At 42.1% G+C, this 25,181-nt stretch carries 22 protein-coding genes and 1 pseudogene; 11 read left to right on the top strand and 12 right to left on the bottom strand.

Features of this window, described 5'->3' with window-relative positions:
* Positions 1–41 precede the first annotated feature (41 nt).
* From hsdR to FBF61_RS35595, 6 genes and pseudogenes are all read left to right on the top strand, one after another.
* Positions 42–3,290, top strand: coding sequence for a type I restriction-modification system endonuclease (gene hsdR / locus FBF61_RS18745; protein ID WP_138480050.1), 3,249 nt, complete (start codon positions 42–44; stop codon positions 3,288–3,290).
* Positions 3,291–3,328: 38 nt separating this feature from the next.
* Positions 3,329–4,786: a class I SAM-dependent DNA methyltransferase gene (locus FBF61_RS18750; RefSeq protein ID WP_138480052.1), complete on the top strand. Its 1,458-nt coding sequence runs from the start codon at positions 3,329–3,331 to the stop codon at positions 4,784–4,786.
* Positions 4,783–6,156 carry a restriction endonuclease subunit S gene (locus FBF61_RS18755; RefSeq protein WP_138480054.1) on the top strand — a complete coding sequence of 458 codons (1,374 nt, stop codon included), beginning with the start codon at positions 4,783–4,785 and terminating at the stop codon, positions 6,154–6,156. The genes FBF61_RS18750 and FBF61_RS18755 overlap by 4 nt, the downstream gene beginning before the upstream one ends.
* Positions 6,128–7,690 carry an AAA family ATPase gene (locus FBF61_RS18760; protein ID WP_166444564.1) on the top strand — a complete coding sequence of 521 codons (1,563 nt, stop codon included), beginning with the start codon at positions 6,128–6,130 and terminating at the stop codon, positions 7,688–7,690. Before FBF61_RS18755 ends, FBF61_RS18760 begins: the two co-directional genes overlap by 29 nt.
* Positions 7,674–8,459, top strand: a complete 786-nt coding sequence (locus tag FBF61_RS18765; RefSeq protein WP_138480058.1) for an HNH endonuclease family protein — start codon at positions 7,674–7,676, stop codon at positions 8,457–8,459. The genes FBF61_RS18760 and FBF61_RS18765 overlap by 17 nt, the downstream gene beginning before the upstream one ends.
* Positions 8,460–8,480: 21 nt before the next feature.
* A pseudogene (locus FBF61_RS35595) lies at positions 8,481–8,642 on the top strand (WCX domain-containing protein); the annotation flags it as partial.
* Positions 8,643–8,716: 74 nt separating this feature from the next.
* Here the strand turns inward: FBF61_RS35595 and FBF61_RS18775 are convergent.
* From FBF61_RS18775 to FBF61_RS18790, 4 genes are all read right to left on the bottom strand, one after another.
* Positions 8,717–9,586, bottom strand: a complete 870-nt coding sequence (locus FBF61_RS18775) for a HEPN domain-containing protein (protein ID WP_138480060.1) — start codon at positions 9,584–9,586, stop codon at positions 8,717–8,719.
* Between the two features lie 64 nt (positions 9,587–9,650).
* Positions 9,651–9,995 (bottom strand): nuclear transport factor 2 family protein, encoded by a 345-nt coding sequence (locus FBF61_RS18780; protein ID WP_138480063.1) that lies wholly within the window; start codon positions 9,993–9,995, stop codon positions 9,651–9,653.
* A 235-nt stretch (positions 9,996–10,230) separates the two neighbouring features.
* Complete coding sequence (cap12, locus tag FBF61_RS18785) at positions 10,231–11,178, bottom strand: CBASS system CD-NTase-associated NAD(+) hydrolase Cap12 (RefSeq protein WP_138480065.1); 948 nt, start codon at positions 11,176–11,178, stop codon at positions 10,231–10,233.
* Positions 11,179–11,180: 2 nt separating this feature from the next.
* Positions 11,181–12,206, bottom strand: coding sequence for a nucleotidyltransferase-like protein (locus tag FBF61_RS18790; protein ID WP_138480067.1), 1,026 nt, complete (start codon positions 12,204–12,206; stop codon positions 11,181–11,183).
* A 103-nt stretch (positions 12,207–12,309) separates the two neighbouring features.
* Between FBF61_RS18790 and FBF61_RS18795 the strand changes: the two genes are divergently transcribed.
* From FBF61_RS18795 to FBF61_RS18805, 3 genes are all read left to right on the top strand, one after another.
* The gene (locus tag FBF61_RS18795; protein ID WP_138480069.1) at positions 12,310–13,323 is read left to right on the top strand and encodes a helix-turn-helix transcriptional regulator; all 1,014 of its coding nucleotides are present in this window, start codon (positions 12,310–12,312) and stop codon (positions 13,321–13,323) included.
* Between the two features lie 243 nt (positions 13,324–13,566).
* Positions 13,567–14,226: an 8-oxoguanine DNA glycosylase OGG fold protein gene (locus FBF61_RS18800; protein WP_138480071.1), complete on the top strand. Its 660-nt coding sequence runs from the start codon at positions 13,567–13,569 to the stop codon at positions 14,224–14,226.
* Between the two features lie 417 nt (positions 14,227–14,643).
* A complete protein-coding gene (locus tag FBF61_RS18805; RefSeq protein ID WP_138480073.1) occupies positions 14,644–15,612 on the top strand; it encodes an RES family NAD+ phosphorylase in 969 nt (322 codons plus the stop codon).
* A gap of 235 nt (positions 15,613–15,847) precedes the next feature.
* On the opposite strand, the gene FBF61_RS18810 is transcribed toward FBF61_RS18805, so the two are convergent.
* From FBF61_RS18810 to FBF61_RS18835, 6 genes are all read right to left on the bottom strand, one after another.
* Entirely contained in the window at positions 15,848–16,432 is a 585-nt protein-coding gene (locus FBF61_RS18810) for a hypothetical protein (RefSeq protein WP_138480075.1), read from the bottom strand.
* Positions 16,429–17,364, bottom strand: coding sequence for a relaxase/mobilization nuclease domain-containing protein (locus FBF61_RS18815; protein WP_138480077.1), 936 nt, complete (start codon positions 17,362–17,364; stop codon positions 16,429–16,431). Before FBF61_RS18815 ends, FBF61_RS18810 begins: the two co-directional genes overlap by 4 nt.
* Entirely contained in the window at positions 17,354–17,731 is a 378-nt protein-coding gene (locus tag FBF61_RS18820; RefSeq protein WP_166444566.1) for a MobC family plasmid mobilization relaxosome protein, read from the bottom strand. Before FBF61_RS18820 ends, FBF61_RS18815 begins: the two co-directional genes overlap by 11 nt.
* A 123-nt stretch (positions 17,732–17,854) precedes the next feature.
* Positions 17,855–18,799, bottom strand: coding sequence for a toprim domain-containing protein (locus tag FBF61_RS18825; protein ID WP_138480082.1), 945 nt, complete (start codon positions 18,797–18,799; stop codon positions 17,855–17,857).
* 241 nt (positions 18,800–19,040) lie between these two features.
* The gene (locus FBF61_RS18830; protein WP_138480084.1) at positions 19,041–20,270 is read right to left on the bottom strand and encodes a primase-helicase family protein; all 1,230 of its coding nucleotides are present in this window, start codon (positions 20,268–20,270) and stop codon (positions 19,041–19,043) included.
* A 12-nt stretch (positions 20,271–20,282) separates the two neighbouring features.
* Positions 20,283–20,624 carry a helix-turn-helix domain-containing protein gene (locus FBF61_RS18835; RefSeq protein ID WP_138480086.1) on the bottom strand — a complete coding sequence of 114 codons (342 nt, stop codon included), beginning with the start codon at positions 20,622–20,624 and terminating at the stop codon, positions 20,283–20,285.
* A gap of 245 nt (positions 20,625–20,869) precedes the next feature.
* Here FBF61_RS18835 and darT point away from each other — a divergent pair, with 245 nt between their 5' ends.
* Both darT and darG read left to right on the top strand, forming a co-directional pair.
* On the top strand, positions 20,870–21,520 hold the full coding sequence (gene darT, locus FBF61_RS18840) for a type II toxin-antitoxin system toxin DNA ADP-ribosyl transferase DarT (RefSeq protein ID WP_205748298.1): 651 nt from the start codon (positions 20,870–20,872) through the stop codon (positions 21,518–21,520).
* Positions 21,521–21,528: 8 nt separating this feature from the next.
* Positions 21,529–22,557, top strand: a complete 1,029-nt coding sequence (gene darG, locus FBF61_RS18845) for a type II toxin-antitoxin system antitoxin DNA ADP-ribosyl glycohydrolase DarG (RefSeq protein ID WP_138480090.1) — start codon at positions 21,529–21,531, stop codon at positions 22,555–22,557.
* 144 nt (positions 22,558–22,701) lie between these two features.
* Here the strand turns inward: darG and FBF61_RS18850 are convergent, their stop codons facing one another.
* A complete protein-coding gene (locus tag FBF61_RS18850; protein WP_138480092.1) occupies positions 22,702–23,676 on the bottom strand; it encodes a hypothetical protein in 975 nt (324 codons plus the stop codon).
* Between the two features lie 49 nt (positions 23,677–23,725).
* The gene (locus FBF61_RS18855) at positions 23,726–25,138 is read right to left on the bottom strand and encodes a tyrosine-type recombinase/integrase (RefSeq protein WP_138480094.1); all 1,413 of its coding nucleotides are present in this window, start codon (positions 25,136–25,138) and stop codon (positions 23,726–23,728) included.
* Positions 25,139–25,181 lie beyond the last annotated feature (43 nt).

Here is a 25,181-nt window from a genome sequence, read left to right on the forward strand (position 1 = left end):
GTTTTAGTGTTTGATCTTTATGATTCAACGAAACCTACTCCATGACGAATTCTTCAAACTTTACTTTCCTGGAATCTGAATTCCCCATTCTATATAACATTGGAATATCAGCAGAGTATAATTTACACCAAGATCCTGCGGCTTCGTTATGGAAAATTCGGGTGTTTGGCGAAAGAATCACGGAAATATTATTTAAAGAACACGCACTGCAATTTCCTGTCGACAATACTTTCGCAAATCGGTTGAGGCTGCTGGGTTTTGAAAATATTCTTCCACAAGCATTAAAGGATCTGTTTTACTATGTTAGAACGCGAGGGAATAAAGCATCACATGACCATGTAGGCACTTATCAGGAAGCTAAGGAAGCCTTACTTGCTGCTTTCCAAATTTCCAAGTGGTTTTACGAAACTTACTCCACAGAAAACGATGATGTTTTCAGGCTTTCGTTTGTTGAGCCTCAAAATCTGGATGCCCGCCACGCATTGCATCTTCTTGAAACTGACTATGGCGATCTGGAAGAGAAATATAATAAGCTACTTTCAGAGCGAAATACAAATGGTCTCTCCACAGAAAAACAACAGATCATTCAGCAACGGTCTGAGAAAGCTGCACGAAAAATCGAGTGGTCTGAGGCTGCAACGCGTCAACTCATCGATCAGCAACTCAGGAGAGCGGGGTGGGAAGTCGATACTGACCTATTGAATTACAAGAAAAACAAAACTTTACCACAAAGAGGTAAGGCAATGGCTATTGTAGAATGGCCTGCCGGAAGTCTTTGGGCGGATTATGCACTTTTCATTGGTACGGAGCTCTACGGTATAATCGAAGCAAAAAAATATGCTCAGGACATTTCCACTGACTTAGGCCAATCCAAGGCGTACGCAAAAGAAGTTCAACTTTTACCAGAGACTGCCTTCTTAGGAACGTGGGATGGCAACAAGGTTCCGTTCCTGTTTTCTACAAATGGCCGGGAATATCTGGAACAGATTAAAACCAAAAGCGGGGTTTGGTTTTTGGACGTACGAAACAAGAATAATCACGCAAAAGCTTTGCATGGCTGGTACTCACCAGACGGTTTAAAGAAACTGCGAATCCAGGATATCGAGGAGTCAAACAAAAAATTACAAGAAATACCGCTAGATTTCCTTTCTCAAAAAAGTGGATTAGGCCTACGTGAGTATCAATTGAAGGCGATTCAGGCGGTTGAACAAAAAATTATCAGCAATCCCATTGAGCGAAAAGCGCTGCTTGCAATGGCGACCGGTACCGGAAAAACCCGAACCATCATCGGATTGTGTTACCACCTGATTCAGACCAACCGCTTCAACAGAATTCTGTTCCTCGTTGACCGTACTTTGCTCGGTACGCAAGCCTTGGATGCGTTCAAAGACAATAAGGTTTACAGCCTGAATACCTTCACGGAAGTATATAAGATCAGCAGCTTGAAAGACGCCATTCCCGATACGGATACGCGACTGCATTTTGCCACCGTACAAAGTATGGTCAAACGATTGTACTATAATGATAGCGAATCCGACTTGCCGCCGGTCGATCAATACGATTGCATCATCATCGACGAAGCTCACAGGGGGTACTTGCTCGATAGGGAGATTGATGAAGATGATCTTCACTTTAAATCGCAGATGGATTATGTAAGCAAATACCGGATGGTGCTGGACTATTTCGATGCTTACGTAATTGGCTTGACTGCCACACCAGCTTTACATACTACCGAAATATTCGGAAAGCCAGTCTACACCTACTCTTACAGGGAGGCAGTCATTGATGGTTTTCTGATCGATCACGATCCGCCGACACTCATTAAAACAAAACTAAGTGAGGAAGGTATTGAGTGGAAAGCCGGCGAAAGACCAAAATCTTTGGATAAAGAAAATAACACAGTTATTGAGCTGGATGAACTCGAAGATGAATTGCAGATTGATGTATCCGGCTTCAACAAAAAGGTAATTACCGAAAGCTTCAACCGGACAGTGATACAGCAACTGGTGAAAGAACTTGATCCGGATGGTGATGAAAAAACACTAGTGTTTGCAGCGACCAATGCTCATGCAGATATGGTCGTGTCGCTGTTCAAAGAAGAGTTCTTAAACCTGGGCGCCCAGTTTCCTGATGATGCGATTATGAAAATCACCGGAAGCTTGTACGATCCGCAGACAGAAGTTACCAAGTTCAAAAATGAAAAATACCCAACAATTGTCGTAACCGTCGATCTGTTAACCACCGGTATAGATGTACCGGCGATCTGTAACATTGTCTTTTTACGCAGGGTAAAATCCCGCATACTTTTCGAACAAATGCTGGGACGGGCTACACGGCGTTGTGATGAAATCGGGAAAAAGGTTTTCAGAATCTTCGACGCAGTCAAAATTTATGATACCCTGGAAAAGTATTCGCAGATGAAACCTGTGGTGGTCAACCCCACTGAAACCTTTGTGAAGCTGGCCTATGAATTGGAACATATAGACAGCGATGCCCGCGCCTGGCGGCAGATCGAACAAATTATTGCTAAACTGCAACGCAAGAAGAAGCAAATGAGCGAATACAATTTGAATGAATTTACATATCGGCTAGGCGGAGTAAACATAGACGAGTTCGCCCAGAACCTACGGAAAAACCCGTTACCTGAAAGTCTTGAGAAAATTCAGCAACTAAGCAGCCTGTGGAATTTCCTGGATGAGAAAATTTCGTCGGACCGACCACTTTACTTTTCGGAGCACCAGGATGAATACCTTCGGACCGAAACTGGCTATGGAAACACAGAGAGGCCGGAAGATTACCTCGAAAGTTTTACTCGATTTATAAAGGAAAACCAGAACAAGATCAGCGCGTTACAAATTGTCTGTACCCGACCGGAGCAACTTGATCGACGTTCCTTAAAGGAATTGTTGATAGCTTTGGCCGACCAGGGCTTCGAGCTTCGTATGGTAAAAGCAGCTTGGAAACAGGCAAAAAATGAAGATTTGGGCGCTGATATCATTTCTTTCATTCGCACACTTGCCATCGGAAGTACTCTGGAAAGCCGCGAAAACCGGATCAAAAGGGCAGTGGACCGGGTGCGCCAGATGCAGAACTGGAACCGGATTCAGCAAAAGTGGATCGACCGTTTTGAAAAACAGCTGATCAAGGAATCTGTGCTGCAAGTGGAAGACTTGAATCAATCGCCCTTCATCGAAGATGGCGGATTCCAGCAACTGAATAAGATTTTTGACGAGCAGCTGGAACAGGTGATCAATACCATTAACCAAAATATGTATCAGATAACTGCGTAAAATCGTAGAAACCTGTCGAATAAATAACAATTAAAATAATGAGTGCAGACGAAATTGCGAATAAGCTTTGGGGGCTATGTAATGTATTGCGGGATGATGGTGTGACCTATCACCAATACCTTAATGAGCTGACCTACATCCTTTTCCTTCGATTATCCGAAACGAAAGGGTTTGAAGAAGACATTCCAGAAGAATACCGTTGGGGTCGTCTTACCGGGAATACCGACAATGTAACCTTGTTTGAAACCTACCGCGAGTTGCTTGCTACAATTAGCGCGAAATCGACCAATGCGGCGGTGCAGGAAATTTATACCAATGCCTCCACCACGCTGCGTAAGCCGGTGAACCTCAGAACGCTCATTACTACAATCAATGCCATTAACTGGTATGACGAGCACGAACAGGACAAAATCGCCACGATTTATGAAGAGCTCCTGGAAAAAAACGCCGGAGAGAAAAAGAGCGGGGCGGGTCAGTATTTTACACCGCGCCCGTTGATCAACGTGATGGTAGAATTGATGGCACCAAGACTTGGCGAACGCTGGAACGATCCGGCTGCGGGCACTTTCGGCTTCATGATTGCCGCTGACCAATACCTGAGAAACAAACACGACGATTACTTTGACCCGGCTGCCGATCGCGAATTTCAAAAATTCCAGGCTTTTAGTGGCTGCGAACTCGTACAGGACGCGCACCGCCTTGCATTAATGAATGCCAAACTACACGGACTCGAAAGCCGCATTGAACTGGGCGATACGTTATCTGAATTGGGTAAATCCTTCAAAGGTTTTGATGGTGTGCTTGCCAATCCACCTTTTGGAACCAAACAGGGAGGGGAACGCCCTTCAAGGGATGATCTTACCTATTTGTCAGGCAACAAGCAGCTCAACTTTTTGCAGCATATTTATCGATCCCTACATAAGAAAGGTGGGGCAAGGGCAGCGGTAGTACTTCCGGACAATGTACTGTTTGAAGACGGTGACGGGCGCAAGATCCGGAAAGATTTAATGGACAAATGCAACCTGCATACCATCCTCAGATTGCCCACCGGCATTTTCTATGCAGCAGGGGTGAAAACCAACGTGCTGTTCTTTGAACGCGGAACGGGTGAAACCGGAAATACGAAAAGAGTTTGGTTTTACGATATGCGCACCAACGCCCCGAGCTACGGGAAACGGACGCCATTTACCCGCAATGCTTTTGCCGATTTTGCCAATGCCTACACTGGTGGTATAGCGTTGGATAACGTAAAAGACGCTTATGACGGAGCCGTGATCGATGAAAAACGCGCCTCCGTAACCGACGAACGCTGGACCAGCCTCACGCGTGAGGAGGTAGCCGCTAAAAGTGACTCGCTTGACATAGGACTGATGGCTGATGCTAGCTTTGCCGATGGCGCACACACGGAAGAACCATTAGATCTGGCTCGTGAAGCAGCGGAAGATCTGAAAGCTATACAGGCCGAATTACAAAAAATGATTGAACTGCTGGCATGATGGAAAAGGAATTACCGGAGGGTTGGAGTATTGCCTCAGTTGAAAATCTAATCCCCAACGATGGCCTATTTAACGATGGGGATTGGATTGAATCTAAGGATCAAGATCAAAATGGAGAAGTTAGATTGATTCAACTAGCCGATATTGGCGACGGAGAATTTAAAGACAAATCAGCAAGATTTCTGACTCTAACTAAAGCGTATCAACTTAACTGTACTTTTTTGCAACCGGATGATCTGTTGATTGCACGAATGCCCGATCCATTGGGTAGAACCTGTATTTTTCCACTTAATGGTCTATATGTCACTGTTGTCGATATCGCGATAATAAGATGTGGCCAAAATGGCGTGTTCAATAAGTGGCTGATGTACATTTTAAACTCTTCTCAGATAAGGGGCAAGATTTCCGAACTCTCGTCGGGATCAACGCGACTTCGGATATCAAGAAAAAATCTAGCTTCAATTGGTTTACCCCTTCCACCCCTGGCCGAGCAAAAGCGGATTGTGGCTAAATTGGATATGGCTTTTGGGTATTTGGAAACACTGAAAGCCAGCCTGGCGCGTATTCCGGAGTTGCTTAAAACTTTCCGACAATCGGTATTGACGCAGGCGGTGACGGGGAAGTTGACGGAGGATTGGCGAAAAGAAAACAAGCTGTCAGATAAATGGAAAGAAGAACTAGCAAAAGACTGTTGTGTAAAGGTTCAAAGTGGAGGAACGCCAAAATCTGGGTTTACAAATGAAGGAATTCCATTTCTTAAAGTATACAACATAGTAAATCAAAAAATAGATTTTGATTATCGCTCTCAGTACATTAGTGAGGAGGCGCACAATAACTCGATGAAGAAATCGATTTTGATACCGGGTGATGTTGTCATGAATATTGTAGGCCCACCGTTAAATAAAATTGCTTTGGTGCCTAACACTTTTGCCGAATGGAATCACAATCAAGCAATTACCTTATTCAGGACTAAGCCTTACCTGCTTAATACATTTTTATATCACTTTTTTTGCGAAGGAACTTCTGTTAAGTCACTTTATAATGAAACAAAAGGTGTTGTTGGTCAGGTGAATATTTCCCTTTCCCAATGCAGAGAATTCAAAATACCAATTCCGTCAACAGATGAACAAAAGGAAATTGTAAACCGGATCGAAGCCCTTTTTGCTAAAGTTGACATCATTGAAGTCCAGTATCTCGCACTAAAAGAGAAAATTAAGAAATTGCCTCAGACAATGCTAGCCAAGGCGTTTCGCGGAGAGTTGGTAACGCAAGACTTTAATGATGAGCCTGCTGCTATGCTGTTAAAAAGGATAAAATCCACTACCCTAAAAAATAAGAGTCGTGAAAATCAAAAGTCTTTGGATTTCTGAATATAAAAACATAAAGAATTTGCATCTCGATTTCAAATCGAATCTAATTTCTCTACTAGTAGGTAAAAATGGACTGGGGAAATCTAATCTAATAGAAGCTCTAGCCATTATATTCCGAGATTTGGATTTGTTAAAGTCCAAAGAAGATTTCGAAAACTGGTCTTATGAGAATTTTGAATATGATTTATTATATGTATGCTATAATTCAGAAATTAGAGTTCTATGTAGAAAGGGTTCTTTTCAGGTTTGGAGAAAATTAAATGGGGCCGCCGAGCTTCCAAGTGAAGTAAGTTTTCGAAAATTCAATAATCTCAAACATGAGGTTTATCTCCCCAAATACATTATTGGTTATTATTCAGGTGAAAACAAAAGGATTCGTGACGTAATAAGACCATATGAGGAACAAGTTTGGAAAGACTTGAAGAATAACAAGGGCCTAGAAAATGACCTCAGAAGGTTATTTTTCTCAGAAAATTATCATTCTCAAATGATTCTTCTTACTCTACTTCTTTATAAGGATCAAAATGAAAACCCTATATTTCAGGAAAGAGTAGCCTATTTGATTGAAAATTTTACGAGTTTTAATAGTTTAGCCGAAGTCAGTCTGGAATTAAAAAGCCCTCTGTGGTACAATCCTGGCGAAAGGAAACATTCAAATAAAGGTATTAATTTGCTTGAAGAGAACTTATTGAGGGGCGTTGAGTTTCCCTTCTGGGATATCAAAGGGCGAGCAGATAAAATCATTTCATTTTTATATAATAATACTATCTCTGACCCAATCTATTATTTGGAGGAAGAGATATTTCAAGAGAAAATAGAACTTAATAATATTGATTTAAAAAAAGTATCAAGTGAAATTCCCTTTCAGTTTGATTCAGCAATGCATTTCTTTGGTGCTTTTGAGACATTAAAACAAATCGATGTAATCTTTAACGTAATCCTGAAAGTAAAATCGTTAAGGAGTGGATCTGTATTTGATTTTACTCAACTAAGTGAAGGTGAGGCGCAGTTGATAACCGTTTTAGGATTAATTCTTATTACTGGAAACGAAGAATGTTTATTTCTCTTAGACGAGCCTGATACCCATTTAAATCCTCAGTGGCAAAGAGAATATGTAGATCTTATTGATCGTTTTACGCTGGACAATATGAATAGTCATATCATTGTAGCCACCCATAGTCCGTTAATAGTTCAAGCCGCTGAAAAGGCAGACATATTCCTTTACAAACTTGACGATGACGGTCAAATTGTAGTCAAAAATGAGGACTTTACTGTCCAAAATTGGAGAATTGATCAAGTGTTAACGAGTGAATATTTCGATCTTCATAGCGCAAGACCAGCACATTTAGACTATTACATGTCTTTAAGAGAGAAAATTCTTACACAAGGAAATATATCGGCTGATATTGAAAAGGAGCTTAAAAACCTTGAAAACGAGTATGGAGTTTTACCTACTGGTGAAACTCGTGACGAAATTGAAGCAATGTTACTCATAAATAATATCGTCAAACGTTATAATGATAAAACTGCGTAAACCTTCCGCCAGTCCAATTGTTCCGAATGCCCTAGGCCATTGTAAATTGATAGAGGAAACTGCCGAAAATAATTCAAAATTTGATGCAAATAAGGATGATTATTTTTTAGGGACTGCCAAATTTACTTTTGACTCGAAGATTTACGGACATGACAACATTAAAACAATACTTCGAACTTGTCAAAATGGAAAATGTGCATTCTGTGAACAAAATGTTAGTGCAGTATCACATGGCGATATTGAACATTTTCGTCCGAAGGGAGGATTTAGACAAAACAAGCGGGAGCACTTAAAATATCCAGGTTACTATTGGTTGGCATACAATTGGGATAATATGCTATTTGCTTGTGCAATATGTAACCAGAGATACAAGGAAAATTTGTTCCCTTTATTGGATTCGACTAAAAGAGCCAGAAATCATCATGACGATCTAAAAAATGAAAAACCGTATTTTATCAATCCTGCGACTGAAAATCCAAAATTTCTAATTCAGTTTAGACAAGAATTTGCTGTTGGAATTGACAAGAAGAATAGAGGCGCAAGAACTATTGAGGCAATTGGATTAAACAGGTCTGGGTCTGGATATAGTGATTTACTCGAACTGAGATTTGATCATTTGGAGATTGTCAAGACGATTGATAAATTATCTAAAATGATGGCATCTCCCTCATGCCCGCAAAATGAGATTGACAAAGCTGCCGATCTAATGAAAAAATTTAAAAGTCATAAAAAACAATTTTCAGCGATGATTCAAGATAATTTCATGTAACATGGCTCACAAAAGGTCAAGTCCAGGACAGATCTGGGGTTGGTGATCTCCATAGAGGTGAGTCCTAATTATGAATTGGAAAGCGCTTTGTTGGCTTTTGGTGAGAAGGTAAAGGTATTGGAGCCCGAGAGTTTTAAGAAGTTAATCGCGAAAAGGTTGAAAGCGGCTGTAAGCATGTACTGATTTCTGTGTCACAAAGAGTAGAGAAGCCGGGCTCTTCAAGTAGTAGGCAAATCGAAGAAAGTTCATTCATTGGATCAGCTGTCGGTAAACTGCGCAATCCGCTCTCTGCAAATCCGTTCCGTCAAATCTTTCAGTAATGTAACCCGACTGCCAAGATATTCCAATTCCTCTTTTTCAATCTTGTAATTCCTGTTGTAACGCGCATCGATGTACGCTTTTTTGAGAAGGATAAATAGTCGCTCTTCTTCGGCTGTCGTTTTTGGAAAAACTGTCGCAAAGTTGGCATTCAGTTTTTCAACCTGATTTCCTAGAATTTCAATGTCGTGGATTCTTGGTTTGTAATCGGTGAAAACGAGAAGTATCGCAGCGTAGAATCTTTCGGTAGCCTGATGAAGTTCGAATGCAGCATTACTGTAATATGCGGTGTCATTCTCTCCCTTTTGAAAGTAGAAGTCAAACCCTTCCAAAAATCGGCAAGCACTCTCAAACCAATGTTCAAATTCTTCAGTCGATTTTTCCACCCGCTGCATCGCATTGAGATTTTTAGGCTCGGACAAAGTGAATTTCCCGGAATCATAAAGCAAAATTCCTTCCTTCAAAATATCTACAAAAAAATAGTAGTTCCGCTCGATCTTATCGTTCACAAAACCAATGCTGTGGTAGATGATGCTGGTTCTGGTGATGCCCTCATTGGCCATCAATTCCTTATCCAGCTCCCGCGATTTCTTGACTTGCTTGGCGGCATTCTTGTCTTTGGTGACGATCAGAATGTCGAAATCGCTCACATATTCGTATTTCTCCTGGAAATCTTCGACCCAATCGCCCCGCGCATAGCTGCCGAAGAGGATGATCATTTCGGCCGGGACTTTGTCGAGGATTAGTTGGGTGAGGGCTTTTAGCTGGTCTTGTTTGGCTTGTGGGAGGTGGGAGAGGGTGGATTTCATTCGTGTGTGGGGGTTTTTGAAATTTTGGCAAGATACAAATTTCAAAAACGATTCACGGGATACATTAATGCTCAATCGTCATTGTCCTCACCTTTCCATTTTCAAAAGTATAAATGTGAAATAATAGCGTGTCGCTTAAAACTTCCCCTTCCATATTTCTTATGATCTGACGGACTTTGATCGCAATCTGCCCGTCCGGCTTTGCATCAAATGAAACTGGCTCTACCAGAGGATCGATCTGCTCCCATTGCCGCAGCCAGTAGGCACGCACTTCCTCTTGCCCGGATACATAGCCGCCCTCCCAGCCATTGGGCCAGCTTACGTCTGTATGCATATGTGCCAGTACTGAATCGATCTGACGAGCATTGAAATCCTGGTAAAGCTGGCGAAGCAGTATTTGATAGTCCATAATATCATTCGGTAGAAGATCCCAAAACTACGGCCTGACTGATTTTTTCATTCCCGGTAAACGTTGAGATTTAATCGCAATTACCGACTACACATTCGGCGGTTCTCGCTACATTTTGAGCCCTTCGTTTGTGAATTATTGATCGGTAATAAGGCGCGAAATATCGACCTCAGTTTTGCCTGCATTTTGCTGCGGCGCCGCCAGCCCGTAAGCCGTGCCCGGCTGCGGCGTTGTATCATACCAATGTAATTTCATTCACGATCCGCACGACCTGCTTACAATATGCGTCATTTGCTATCATTAGTTGTAGAACTCGGCTGAAATTTCTCAATTCCCGGTCTTCGAGTAATTGCTGATCTTCTGTCTTACCAATATGTCCCTTGCGCATATACATTTCTATGGCACGATCTATACCATTAAGGGTCGTTGGCATGTCGTAGATTTTCAGTATATGGTCTCCTTCTTGATAAGAAACCGAAATCGGGTAACTTCTACCGGCCGCCTCTACCTGCACCTGACGGAGATTGTGTTTCGAAGAAAATAGTTTAGACCGCTTTTTGATATCGCTGTCAAGATCATCCGGGATAACAATATTAAATTGAAATTCCCTGAAAATTTTGCCTTCAACAACCAATTCGCCTTTTGTACAGAGGCTTTCACAAGTAAGCGCCACGAAATTATCGAAATAGCCAATCGCCAAAGCGGTGGAAGGAAGCAATCCCAGTTCGCCGATGCTTATCTTTTCTTTCATGACTTTGCTGATTTTCCGTAGCTCATTATTAAGCTTATCAGCGTGAACTAGATTTGCGGTTTTTTCGAATCTTGGGGTAGTTATTCCGTACAGATCCGAGGGCAGCTTCGTTCCTTCTTCTTGAATCACAAATGCACGACCTGGGCCCACTCTGCCCAAAAATAGACCATATTCGAAAACAACGTTATCTCGCGCAGTGTCAAATTCCGCTCCGCGGCTAGTCAAAAAGTCATCTTTTGTCGCAACCATGATTCCAAAATCAAAAAGGCTAGCACTTTTCAAGAGTGTCTCAAAGACACTTTCATTGTTTTTGAAAATATCATCCGTCCATAGGTAGCATTCGAATTCGTGACCCAAGTATGACTTAACATATTTGGCAACTTCCAGTCCCTCGGAGGACGAACCGATAAAAACACGTGGTTTTAATTCCATGACTAGTAAAGTAAGAGTGAGCGTTTGGTTAAAAAATTATTTAATTCTCCTCCACAGTCTTTGATCAGTTGATCAAGATCTTCTTTAAGGTTCCGAAGACCAGTGAGGCAGTCATCGCTGGTAAAAGGGTACTCGGTACCATTGGGGCTTTTTAGACTTTTTCGGTAGGCAGAGTCCGAAAGCATCTTGTCAATCTGTGCGGAGATGTTAATCGCTATTTTTAGCTCATCACGATTCTGATAGAAAAGATTACCATTTTCAATGGCATGAACCACACAGGTCAGTTCAAAACTAGACAGCTTAATACGGTCCTCTGAATCTGCCTTTAAGGTTTTTATCAACCTAATGCCTTTCCGACTACCGTCGTTCGTAGCGACGCCCTTATTTGTAACACTTCTTATGTGAGCGAAGGGATAGTCCAGTTCTTTCCGCCTTGCAGGAAAATCATATAGGTAGACGCCTCTGTAATACTCGTCGTTGGAATCAACATACGGTTTGGTATCGTACCAGAAACTAAAGACAATGTCCACCTTCCTTCGAAGATTCTTGTTGTATATGGAGATGCATTTTTTTCCGGTCTTATCCACTTCATCGTATCTGCGCTCCATAATCTCGGTAGCCTGCTTTCTTAGGTTGATGATGTCATCGTCGGGCTCACCGGCATACGGGCTTAGGATTGGATGTAAAGCGGGTGCTTGGTAATAATACCCATTTACAATGGTCAAAAGGTCAATGTCGCTGTGAAGCATAATATTTGTTTCCGTCATCACAGAACCTTGCGTTCGATAAACCCGTCCAAATTTGAGGTTTAGTGACTGTTCCAGATGATTTTCAACATTGGTTGCCGCTTTCAATGTGACGTCGTTGTACTTTCTGCCGATTGGCCTCATTGACTCAATCAGGTATTCTAAATTTTTTGGAAGAATTGACTTGCCATAAGATTCGGACAAATCTGCTTTCCAAATTTCCTCGTCGAAGCGACGGGCACTTAGGTTCAATAGTCTTCTGTCGTAATTTAAGTTTGCCATGATAGACGGGTTTTAGATTTACTGTGTGACAAATATTATTTAGACCTGTGCAGTGTATCTGCACAGAAACTTTTTTAATTTCAATCACTGAAAACCCTTCTCTATGGCTTCAAATAAAAATGCCCTGACCCGATTTCATGTTTTGGACAAGTGCTTCGCTAATCCGATGAAAAAATACTTTATCGGTGACCTGATAGAAGCTTGCGATCAAGTGCTGCTGGAAATAGACCCAAACAGCAATGGAATAAAGCGGCGGCAGGTATTGGAGGATATCAAGTATATGGAAAGTACTGAGGGGTGGAGTGCACCGATAGATCATTGTCGTGACGGTAAAAAGGTGTATTACCGGTATAGCGACCTGAATTTTTCAATTGATAACCAACCCTTGAACCAGGTAGAGCTGGAACAGATTAAATCTGCAATGCAAATACTGTCACGTTTCAAGGGTATGCCCCAGTTCGAATGGGTAAATGAACTGGCACCAAAAATGGAGCAGAGCTTTCTGCTCGAGAAAGGAAACCAGACTATTATCAGCTTTGAAAATAATCAGGATTTAAAAGGAATTGAGCATCTGGGCAAATTATTTCAATCTATTTTATACAAGCGGGTATTGTGCATCAGTTATCAGTCTTTTAAAAGTGACAGGGCCAAAGAATATGTTTTCCATCCATACTACTTAAAGCAATACAATAACCGTTGGTTTGTGCTAGGGTATTATGTTGAATTAGAAAAGCTTACGACCTTTGCTTTGGACAGGATCACTGACATATCAGATTCAGATATTCCGTATTTACAGAATGAAGAGTATGACTTTGATGAATATTTCGAGGATATTGTCGGCGTTACCCGTCAAGAAAATGCTGAACCGGAAATGATAAAGCTGGCATTTGATCTTAAGATAGCGCCATATGTGCTGTCTAAACCGCTGCATGGAACGCAAAAAAAGGTGTCGCTTAGTGATTCAGAACTAATTATTACAATAGAAGTAATTCCTAATTACGAACTGGAAACGTTGATTCTGTCCTATGGAGATCGGGTCAAAGTATTGGAGCCTCAATTTTTTCAGAGTTTGATTAGGACGAGACTAGAGAAGGCATTTGGCTTGTACTGCTGGTAGACAGTCAGACATTTCCAAGGAAACCTTCTCGGTGTTCGCTGTTCGCGATTTGCAAGCGCGAATGAAATTATGCCAAGAGTTAATTCATTCGGTTAAAATTTTATAATTTGGTCTGGATTACCACCGTCAAGTACTGGCAGATTTCACACATTGCTCCATCACTTCCTGGCTAGGAAACTATCAATAAAGCATTATTTACTTTAGGAGAGCTTTGCCTTTTACACAGCTAGTCGGCACGATTCTATGACAATTAGAAATTACTCAGATTTAATCCGGAGTCTTCCAGTTAGGCAACAAAGTTTCAGCACCAAACGAAGTACATGGGAAAAGGCTGAAAGGCAAATTCCTTGGCTGGCTCAGCTAAATGATAAAATCTTCAGTAACAATAAAGATGTCACGATTAGCCGACAGGATATCTTTGCGACCGGTGATATTCGAGAGCTTATCGTTAGAACAATATATTGGGGGTATCCGAGAGGCATGCGCGGAAACTATGCAATAATCATTTTTTACGCCATAGAGAATATTGAAGTGGAATTTACCTCGACTTTGCATGGCGACTTGGAACAGTCTATTGGTCCTTCGAATTTAACCGGCTTGATAGACTTTTTTAACCGGATTGAGGGATTAGGTATAGCTACGCTCACCAAACTACTTTATTTTAATAATGTTTCTTTTGAGGGGTACCCTTGCCTGATTCTAGATTCAAGGATTATCAATGTACTAAAGAGGGGGGAGTTTGATGAGCTGCGTTCGCTCAGATACATTCGCTATGCTAACAGTATTGTACTCTATAAGCAATACCTCCAGGTAATGTTAGATGTCAGCAAAACGTTAGACACGAGTTGTGACAGCTTAGAGCAGTTTTTATTTCTTTTTGGAGGTAACCTCAAAGTCGAATAGTTTTCTCATTTGGGTTCCATAATAATTAAAATATGCCTGATGGAATCGACACAGAGATTAGAAGTTAATAAACCGGTGCTCACTATTTCTTTAAAGCAACTCTAACAATCTGCATTACACCGGTTGCTCGAAACGCTTCTTCCACACAATCCCTCTAAGCTTAGATGTATATACATCCGGATAATATGTATGCGATAATTCTGGTTTCAAACCGTCTGAGGTTACGGGATATTTACAAAACAATGATTTTGAGTTGAGTACGGTGAAAAGAAGCAGTAGAAATAGAGCTCTCATGTGATGAGAGGTAAGTTGTTAGACTTACTTATTTTAGAGAATTTGGATTTACCATGGAGTAAAAAATCACCACAGGCTTGTCAAGTATTGATATATTAGTACCCGCTAAAACCCCTTATTATTATGCCATCGAGAATTCTACCCTACATTTCGCAGTTAGAAACTCCGAGTGCACTTACCAATCCAGTGGCAGATGTCGAGCGTATTCTGCGTGAGATGCTTGATGTCATTGGCAAACGAATGGTACTGGGCCAGTATCGACTTCATCCGGGAGACGTCAATCGAAAAATCCCTTTTCACGAAATAACGCGTGTCCGGCCACATCGAACGATTTCCGAAACTTTTATTACAAGAGAAAGCCTATCATTTAAGCCACAAGAGTTCAACACAACTTTCCAACGTGCTAGTACCCCAGATCAAACAATGTTTTATGGCGAGCTCAAGGATCATAGAACAGATAGCTTACCAAATCGATTGACATCAACCGTGGAGGGGGTTCCGTGGCTTCGAGAACCTGGAAGCTCGGGGAAGCAGAAGGTCACATACAGTAAGTGGATTGTTAGGGAAAACTTGATGCTTTTTCCCGTAATTTTTAATAGTGAGTATTCAGGAAACCCTCACGTTGCAGCGTTGTTAATGCAGACAATAAATTTCATAAATGATCTTAACCCTGAATTTGCCGATGATATCCGAGGATTCTATGAGTATATAGCGTTTGAGTTTGCAAAAATGCACGTTGGCAGTGATGACATCAACTATCTCGTCACTGCCCTCTTTACTAAGATAATGATTGAAAAAGGTGCTGGTCGCTTCGACGGGATCTTGTACCCAAGTTGTCGAGTGTACGGCGAAGGCACTAACGTCGCAATCTTACCTGAGTCAACTGCAAAGCTTGATCTTGTTGCTGCGGGTGAATGCATGATTTATAAACATGGCGAGCACACAATTATAGACAACCTGACGGTTTCCAATTCCGATGGCCAAACACCATTAGTTTTGTTTGACTACATACCTGTGTCTAATGAATTTAAGCGCGGAGAGCAAGCTGTATACGACGAGCTAGGTGTATCAAGTTTGGAATATCGTTTTTGAAAAAATGCAGATGCAGGATGATCAATGTTTGAATTTTGAGTTTTGTAAACTAGTTTAGTTTGCGGAATTCAAAAAAACTATGGTTTAGGAGGCGTATTGCCAAATACACATTGACGACTGGATTATAGGCAACATTTAAAAATATTTTTCTATTACATTTTTGCTCCGGCCTTTATGAGCCATCAATCAATCGTTTAGTGTAATTCTGATTATTATACTTTGGTTCACGATAATTTCATTCCTTTTTAAGCTTTTTAAGAAAATCATGCGCCTCTTTGGCTTCAGTTTGTCGCTGCTTTAGCATCCCTTCGGCCTCTTTTACCGTCAGTTCATGCGCCTCACGTTTCTGCGTTTCAAGCTCAGCTTGGTGAGGGTCTTTATAGTAAATACTATCAGCCTTTGCCGTAAAAACTGGACTGAGCTGCCTGGCAATGCGGTATTTAATATCGCTTTCTTGCAGTCGGCTGCTTTCGTTGTAGTTGCTGATGGCCACTGCGACACTTATGGCCGTTGAAAGCAACAGCAATGCTGCGGAGATAATAAAGCCCTTCGATTGAAGGTCGAAATGATGGTGGTGCTGGACTTCCGGAGTTTTTGGCACACTTGCAACCGCTTGCTTTATTTCCGAAAGGTAAGTCTCTAAATTTTGACTTGACGAATGCTGTTTCAAATCTTTTTTTATGTCAATCAGGGTATCCGCAAGCGTTTTGTTTTGCGATTCAGCCGCAGTTTGGATCAGATTTTCAATCGAGGCGTTTTTTCTGATCACAAGCGAAAGCACTTCTTCAATCGATTCGAGTTGTTCTTCTATCTTTTTCATAAGCTTTGTCCTAAGTATTTTTTACGTTTCTTCTTTTTTATTGGATTCATACTCTGCTGGTCATATTGCTGGACAGGGCGGAGCAAGTCATCAAGTATTTTGTCATCAATGGTTTGCTGGGAGAGAGTAGCGGGCCGGGATCTTTCTTGTGGGCGGGCGGGCTGATATTCTGGCTGCATTGGAAACTGCTGCACCATCGCCAGTTTCTGATTCTGCCGGATCAATGCATCCAGCTTCCCAAAGCTCAAACTCCGATCGATCTTCGATCCTTTGAATTGCAGACTGCCTTTGGTGAAGCTGACACCTTGAATCTCACTAGTGCCTGATTTGTATTTGAAGATGATTCCGATGCCTTGCCTTTCCAGCTTCGCGCTCAACTCATCCCAGCCTTGTGCGCCTGCACTTGCTGCTTTGATTCCATCATATAATTCATATCTGACTTTGTCTGCACCTTTAAGCTGCTGCCGGTTGACCTGTTCTTTTCCTTTTCCCAAATGATAGCCATATTTGAGCGTGATCTCTTTGCAGACCTTGTGGTTCCTGTCTTTCTGAAACCGGTCTGAGATAGTTTTGCCTTCGTTGTTGACCCGGTTGTAGATTAGATGCAAATGCGGATGGTTTTTATCCCGGTGCTCGACCAGGATAAACTGTGTACCGGAGATCTTCATCTTTTCCATGTACTCCAAAGCACGTTGCTTCATAATCTCAGGTGTTAGCAGGGCTGCATCTTCCTTGCTCCAACTCAGCGAAATATGCCCGACTGCCTTTGTCAGGTTAGGATTTAGTTTTCTTTGCATATTGAAATCATCGATCATAGAGTGGACTTGATCCGTTCTCACACCTTCGGATAGCAGCAGACTTGCTTCCTGTTTTTCCATGGTATACCGCAGGACACCGCCAAAGCTGCTTCCAATCTTTACCTTACCGATCATCGCGGCCGAGTTTTTTCAGGATTGCATCGATTTGCAAAAGCAGCTCTTTGCAGGGTTGCCGGATGAATGTCAGTCCTTCCTTATGGGCAAGGTGCGTCAGCTGATTCAGGTTGTTGGCCATGCCGGTCAGTGTCCTCAGATGCCTGAGATCATCAGGTTTTAACCTTGCCAAAACTTTTGCTTTCTTGGCAGCCAACCTGAACCAGGCGCTTGGTTTCATCCCAGCATCCTTGGCTTTTTCTTCGATCAAAAAGCGCTCGGTTTCTGTCAGCCTGACCATGAGTTGGCTCTGCCGTTTTACTTTTTTTGGTGGCCTGCCGCCTTTGGGATTATAGGGCTTTCGGTCTTTGGTTTCTGTCTTTTCCATCTCACATTCCATTATCTGTTTAAACCTTTTGCGACCAGCGGGAGAAAAAGGCAAGTTTTAGTCACGCGGTTAGCGGGACGGGTTTTTGCGAAGCGAAAACACAAACTTGCTCTCTGAAGACACTTACAGGCCCAGTCCCTGCGACTTCTTATATTCCTGCCGCTGTTTCACTTCTTTTTGACCTGATTTCTGGCTTACTAAATAATCATTTAGGTCTTTGTACTGCTTGTAGATCACGGAGGCATCAACCGTTTTGAGCCCTGCCGACTGGTATTTTTCCTGCGTTTTTCTACCAGCGTTGTCATGATCCAGATACAGGAAAACATTCTGGTAACCTTCCAAAATAGCCAAGCTTCTATCTGCCAGACTTACCGAGTTCAGGAGCAGAAAATCACTGCGGATTGAGTGCAGGCTTTTCTGCAAAGTGAGCAGTGAAAGAAAATCCATGAACCCTTCAACGACGCAAATGGACTTGCCTCCGTTCTCAATGTGCGTAATGTCCTTGGGTGAGGATGAACCTTTAAAATAAGGGTTTCTGAGCTCATAACCGCCCGACCTGTTTTCAGATCCTGCGGCGAAATACTGTCTATCATCCAGCTGGTAATACACTTCCTTACAATAGGGCCTTGCAATGTTGAGCGGAATGCCCCGACTTTCCAAATAGCTGGTTATTGCCGGATTGTTTCCCAAGGGCTTAATCTCGTTGATAGTAATAGCAGGAGCATTAATCCGTTTATCAGTAACGATCTGCCATATATGTTTAGCTGCCAAGGAAAGATCTTGGTTTTGCTGTTCAAAGAGAAAAAGGCTGTTCAACTTTTCCACAAGACTACTCGCGTCCTGAATTGGATAGAGCCTTTCGGCCAGGTCAAATAACTTGCCGCCCTGCATAAGAGCATAGTCATACCACCTGTTAATGGCTGTATTTACTTTAAAAGATGGGGAATGCTCAGGCTCACGGATAGGCGATACGTACCATTGACTTTCGCCTCTTTTATAGCTGGGCTGGATACCGATTTTACTCAGAAAATCAGTGATGGGTAGCTGGTTTAATTGCTTGATATTCATTGTTTTATTTTTTGATTAGCAAACCCCTGTTTTAAGCAAGCTGGTAGAAGCCGTTTTTATGATGAGATGATGAGAAATGGATGTAAATTATTGATAATGATATTAGTTATGGGCTCATCATGGCCTCATCAAGCATATTTACCATGATGAGTTTTCTCATCGTGCTCATCATACCTCATCATAAAATAAGATACTTTGATGAGCGTGTTATGCACTGATAATTAGCGAGTTGCGGTTCGTTTTACAGCCCCTCATCAAACTTTTGGATAATCCAGTCCATTGAAACGCTGTAATACCTGCCGGTTGAATGCACCGCGGCAAGGTCATTGCAGCTGTTATATAAATAGGTCTGATAGTTCAAACTGTTGGCAACCGGCTTCAAGCCCCAATCATTTTGCAGCACATTGGAAACCTGCTGACGGGTCAGCCTTGGCATATTCCGCTTCAAAAGTTCAAGCATGTCCTTATTTGTGAATTCCAGCTTGCTGATGCCCGTATTCTCAAAGATTTCGCGAAGGATAAAGAGCATTTCCGTTTCCAGCCGGTTGCGGTTATTTCGGATGACACTCATCAAAGCTTCCGTCCGAATTTGCCTTTCCGAAAACCACATTCTGGTTTGAGGTATGGGGACTGAGAGATTCCGGGAAAGCAGGTGATTCAAAAATGCTGGAAGCTCGCTAGCCATCAAATCCAGTAGATGGATATTTTCCGATGGCAGCACTGGAACCTTCCGTATCCAATAGCGGGTTTCAGCCGGGTCAATGACAATGAAGCTTTCTTCATTGTTGGAGCACAATACAAACTTGCCGAAGAACTCAGTTTCCTTCCGGTCTTTGCCTTTGGCTTCAATCTTTGAATTTCGGGCAGTGCTTAGGTTCTTGATCTTTTCTGAGTCTTCTCTCCGGTCGAGCAGCACTTCATCAACGGCAATGATTAAAGTGTTCATCCAGTCGGAATTGAACTGGGATCGGAAATCGCTGTTGCCGTTAAAGGTCATATTTTTTCCGAAGATCATTTTTAGAAAATTCAGGAAAGTGGTCTTGCCAGTTTTCCGCTCTTTGGAAACCAGGCACAGCACCGGGAGCTTCTGCGTGGGTCTTTGGTAAAGAAGGCTTAAATAATCCAGGCCGAGCTCAAACTGTTCTCCAAAGATGTGCCGTATAAACCCGAGCGTATTAGCCGGATCACCTGGCTGTGGCTGGGCTTCCAACCGGTGATAGAGGTTATAAAAGTTTCCGACAATTTCTTTGTAGTCCAGATGATCCGGCACGCAGCAAAAACCATCAAACTTTCTGATCTTCTTGATCTGACTTGGTTCAAGATCCTGTCTGAGCATCTCGGCCGACCACGGGATCCACATTTCCATAAATTCCTTGCTGACAGTCGGCTGCATACACTTTTTGTAATAGCCGGTCTGAACCCGTATGTAGCTGCCTGGCAGGTTCAACGGATAATTGTTGGCGGTCATCATCAGGTAGACAGCTTAGTGACGTTTTGCTTTGCGCCCAACCACCAGGGAAGGAAGTTGCTCCCTGATTTCGGACATTGTTTGTTTCTTGCCGGATCTGATCCACTCTTCCAGCTCGGACTTGTAGAAGTAAAGCCGCTTGCCCTTCTTGCTGACGGGGATCTCACGGTGACAGACTTTTCCATACAGGGTCTGCACGGACAGGTTTAGGAACTCGGCAGCCTGTGCAATTGTCATCAGTTCGATGGCAGGCGGAATGGGCTGGCGGGATTCCAAAAGAAGGTCTTGGATACTATCAAGCTTTTGGTGAAGTTCTGACACTGCGCGGGGTAGCTGGTCAAATGAGTATTGCTCCATAACAATTGCGTTGTTTTGTTTGATACCGCAATGTTAGGCGCTTGTTTAGGTGGGTTACAAGTAGGCAGAAGTGTCGCCCCACTTTTACCTACCGATATTTGTACTTACTTTTGCTTGAAGTTTCTGGAAGTAAGCTGGGAGCTTTCACACCCTTAAATCTCTTTCAGCCAGTAGTCCTGAATGGTTCTTGATATTAAATAGTAAGCAAAAAACCGTATGTTGTATCTAATAAAAACTGTATGACTTTGGCAGATATAAAAATCTATCGAATGCTTCACGTTGACAACATACCCCATATTCTTCAGTATGGAATAACGCACAAAAACTCGCCGCAAGCCAATCCAAATTTTGTCACAATAGGCGACCTAAGTCTGATCGATACTCGAAATAAAAAAATGGTGAGGGTCGACAATGGCGACCTCGATGCCTTGAACGTTCCTTCGATTACTCTTGGAGATTTTATCCCTTTTTATTTCGGAGTAAGAATGCCAATGCTGTATGTAATGCAACACGGCGGAAATTTTGTAAGGCAAGCCACACCTCCTGAAAACATTATATACTTGGCTTGTTCCGTGCAGCGCATTGTTAACTCCAAAATAAATTATTTTTTCTCGGATGGGCATGGTACTGACGGATATACAGCTTTTTATGACAGAAGTAAAATACAGGAACTTCCTTCTTTAATCGATTGGAGCGCAGTCAAGTCTTCTTATTGGGGTGGACAAGAGAATTTAATTGTAAAAAGAAAGAAACAAGCTGAATTCCTTGTTGCAAGCGACTTGCCGGCCGATTTCATTATTGGGTATGGTTGTTATAGTGAAGCAGTCAAGACTAAATTAAAGGGCCTCGGCATTGAGGATGTTATGATCAAAACAATACCTCAAGCATATTACTAAACTCAATTATGATAAAATACATAACTGGTAATATTTTGGATAGTACGGCGTATGCATTAATTAACACTGTGAATACGGTCGGTGTTATGGGGAAAGGCATTGCATTGCAATTCAAAAAAGCATATCCTAACAATTTTAAATCTTATGAAAATGCCAGCAAAAGTAGAAGTGTTGTAGTTGGAAAGATGTTTGTCACAAAAGACTACAACGCAGACTCTGGTGAAAAGTTAATTATTAACTTTCCAACAAAAATTGACTGGCGAAAGCCGTCAGAATACGAATATATTGAGGATGGTTTGGAAGATTTGATTAACGTGATCAAGGATAACCAGATTAAAAGCATAGCTATTCCACCACTTGGAGCAGGTAACGGGGGGCTTAAATGGGAAAAGGTTAAGAAGATTATTGAAAACAAACTCAAGGATCTAGACATAGAAATATTTGTCTATGAGCCAACAGATCAAATCAAAGAGCATCTGAAGAATGAGAGGGTAAAATTGACGGATGCTCGGGCATTATTACTCTTTGTACTTTACGACCTAGTTCGCCATGGTGAGTATGTTTCAGAATTTTCAGCTGAGAAAGTCTGCTACTTTCTGCAAAAATTCGGCGCAAAAAAATATTTAAAACTGGATTATGAAGCTAATTTCTATGGACCGTATTCTGGCAAAGTACGATTTGTTTTGAATGCATTGAATGGAAGCTATATAATGGGTTTTAGTGATATGAACAAAAAGCCATTTGAGCCATTAACCCTCGTTGGGGACGGCTATGAGACCGTCAAAAAGCATGTTTATGAAAATCCAGAACTTCTAGCTATTGCGACCAAAACAATAGAATTCTTGCGAGATTTCTATTCGGACTTTGGCCTCGAACTTCTATCCTCAATTGATTACATTGGCACGAATCAGGGGTCTTTTCAAACAGAGATTATAACGCAGAGGTTAGATGAGTGGAGCGACAGAAAGAGAAGCTTGTTTTCAAATAAGAGGTATATTGACATTTCAATAAGGCATCTCCAAACTGCGTTGTCCTGAAACTATATTCAACAAATTGCTGATCTTGACGGGTCTGTGTGTTATTTGATATCAAATTTTTCTACCACTCTTCCCTGAAACATTTTAAAGAAAACATCTCGCAGAATTTTTGTATTCAATTCGAAGCTTTGTTTCGACAATCTGTTAAGATGGACTGCTTTTCTTAGTTCGAGCTATAGGTACTATGAAGAACTCGGTTCCATTCTTTCTTCTTACCTCTAAGATCGGAGACTGACATTGTTTGGCGTCCGACGAAATGATACCATTCAGGTAGCCAGTCGTAAAAGGTTTGTACTGGGCATTTGACACATATTGAAAATGCGCAATGATCCAAGTTTCGAGTTCGGCTTTGTTACAGGAAACAATCAAATTCGCTTCAATGAGCTGCTTGAATGCATCAGCAAGCTGATTTCCATTGCTGTTAAAAAGCAATTTCTGCCTAGGAGAAATGTTGTTGGTCAGCAGCGTGAATAACGGTTGCTGCTCTTGCTCTCCAAAATACTCCTTGAAGATCTTGAAAAACTGATCGGCTATACCTTCGACAAATACAGGATAGCGGCGGATTCGTATTGGCGTCCGTTCACCATCACTGATCTTTTCTACCTCCGAATCTTGACCTTCCGTTTTTACAAGCGCAGTGATTTCCGCGATAAAGTCGGCCAGACTTTCTTCTCTTTCCCTAATTGAATCGCAAAGATCCTCGACAAACTCGGGGGTAACGATTGCGTCTGTTTTATTAGGTTCCAAAAGATCGGTGTAGAAGATCTCTGCAAATTCGACGATAAGCAGAAAGTTGTCCTGCAAGTTTTCTCCATTCGAAGGGTGATGACGAAAGTAATTTTCCCAAAACCTGTTGAATAGGGATAAAAGCTTCTTTGCCTGATCTAAATATGCTTTTCGTCTCCCAACATCTGCGCCAATAATGTCGATGACAGCCAAGTCTTTTAAGATCTGCAGATGCCTTGCAAACTGCAATGAGAAATGTGGGGTCTGATGGGTAATATCATATCCTGATTTGAAGATTGGGCCGAGTTCGGCAGGTTCGCGCTTGTCCCTGATTTCAGATAGTCGAAGGTCAAATTTTTGTAAGAATGTGAAATATTCCTTGAAGTGCTCCATGCTTTGAAATTTCAATACTGACTACCTAGACGATATTTAGGGCCAAAAACTATAATAACGCGCTCAGATATTTCTTTGTTTTTTCATCATCAAAACTACCTAAATAGCTTTCCGTTGTTGAAATCGAAGTGTGGCCGAGCGACTGGCTGATAAATGCCAGGGGCGCTTCTGATTGCAGAAGGATCGTTGCAAAAGAGTGCCTGGCGCTGTACGTATTAACGTCTCCTGTGATTTCATTAGCAGCCGCAATGTCCTTCATGTATTGATTTGTGATTTTCACCACCTGATTGATTACGGTCTTTTGTCTTTCTGGTGTCATATCGTGCTCCAAAAATGGGAAGACATGATCTTTAGGGTTTTTGCTCTTTACCCCCCAGCGTTCAATTATATCAAAAGTTTCTTTGAACAGGGTAACCTTGATCACGTTTTGGTTGCCCCTGGTTGAGCGAGCAGTCTTTTGGCGGATAAAGGTTAATCGGTCGCCTTCTATATCCTGCCAGCGAATGCGGCAAATGTCATTCATGTTCATCCCATTACATAAATAGGAAAAAACCCATAGATCACGGCTTCGCTGTTCAAATCCTGGATTGCATTTATGCATTATGATTTTTAGCACGTCATCCTTGCTGAGTGCTTTTTTGGTATTGCTGCCAGCTGGTATCATATACCTTCTCTTGCCGAAAGGGTATAACTCCCTATTCATAATGCCCGCGTCAATGGCGTCATTACAAACAGATCTAATGTGCCGGCAATATATACCAACGGTTGTCAGGGTAGCGGGGGATGAGCTTCCTTTCGGTCCCCTGCGTTTTCGACCGTGCTTGAGCATCCATTTCTCATAACTCGTCAAAAACGCTGGAGTCAGATATTCAAAGCGGAGTACAATCTCTTTTTTCTTCGCTTCCTTGATTGGTAAGGGCGGAAGGCTCAGCAATTCCTGACGTTGCTTTTCGGTGAGAGACTCGAGAAAACGCAGCAATGATGTGGACGTCGAGGTGTAGCTCAGTGCATTTCCAATCCGGCCTTCCTTGTTCATTTCATTTGCTTTCAAAGTGAGAGCCTGAATGACATTGTTTTTATCCCTTGTCTCCTTGCTAGGCTTCGATTCCTGACCAAACATACTTATCTCATATGCGAATCGCTCAAAGCTGAAGTCGTCATCAAGCTTGCCCACAATTGTCCGGGCTCTGCCTAGGAAACTTTCGACTTCTTTGCCAGTATACTCTTCCTCATAAGTACTTCCGAAAAGCTTGTTCCATAACTTCCTTCTGTAGTCGTTTTTCACTTGTCCGGGCATACCGGATTTGTGCTTTTTGAGAAAGTCCCAGTCCTGTTCTGAGATTTTCAAACCTGTGGTGAAAAGTCGCTGTTTTCCCTCATGAGAAACCAACCATTTTATCACACCTTCATCACCTTTTGAAGCTCTTTTGTCGAGGAATAAATTTACCGTTGTAGCGCTCATGATCGTTGGTCATTTCGTTCTAGTTGCAATAAACTTGCAATAG

Origin of the sequence: Dyadobacter bucti (genome assembly GCF_005869225.1) — a bacterium.
Classification (GTDB): domain Bacteria; phylum Bacteroidota; class Bacteroidia; order Cytophagales; family Spirosomataceae; genus Dyadobacter; species Dyadobacter bucti.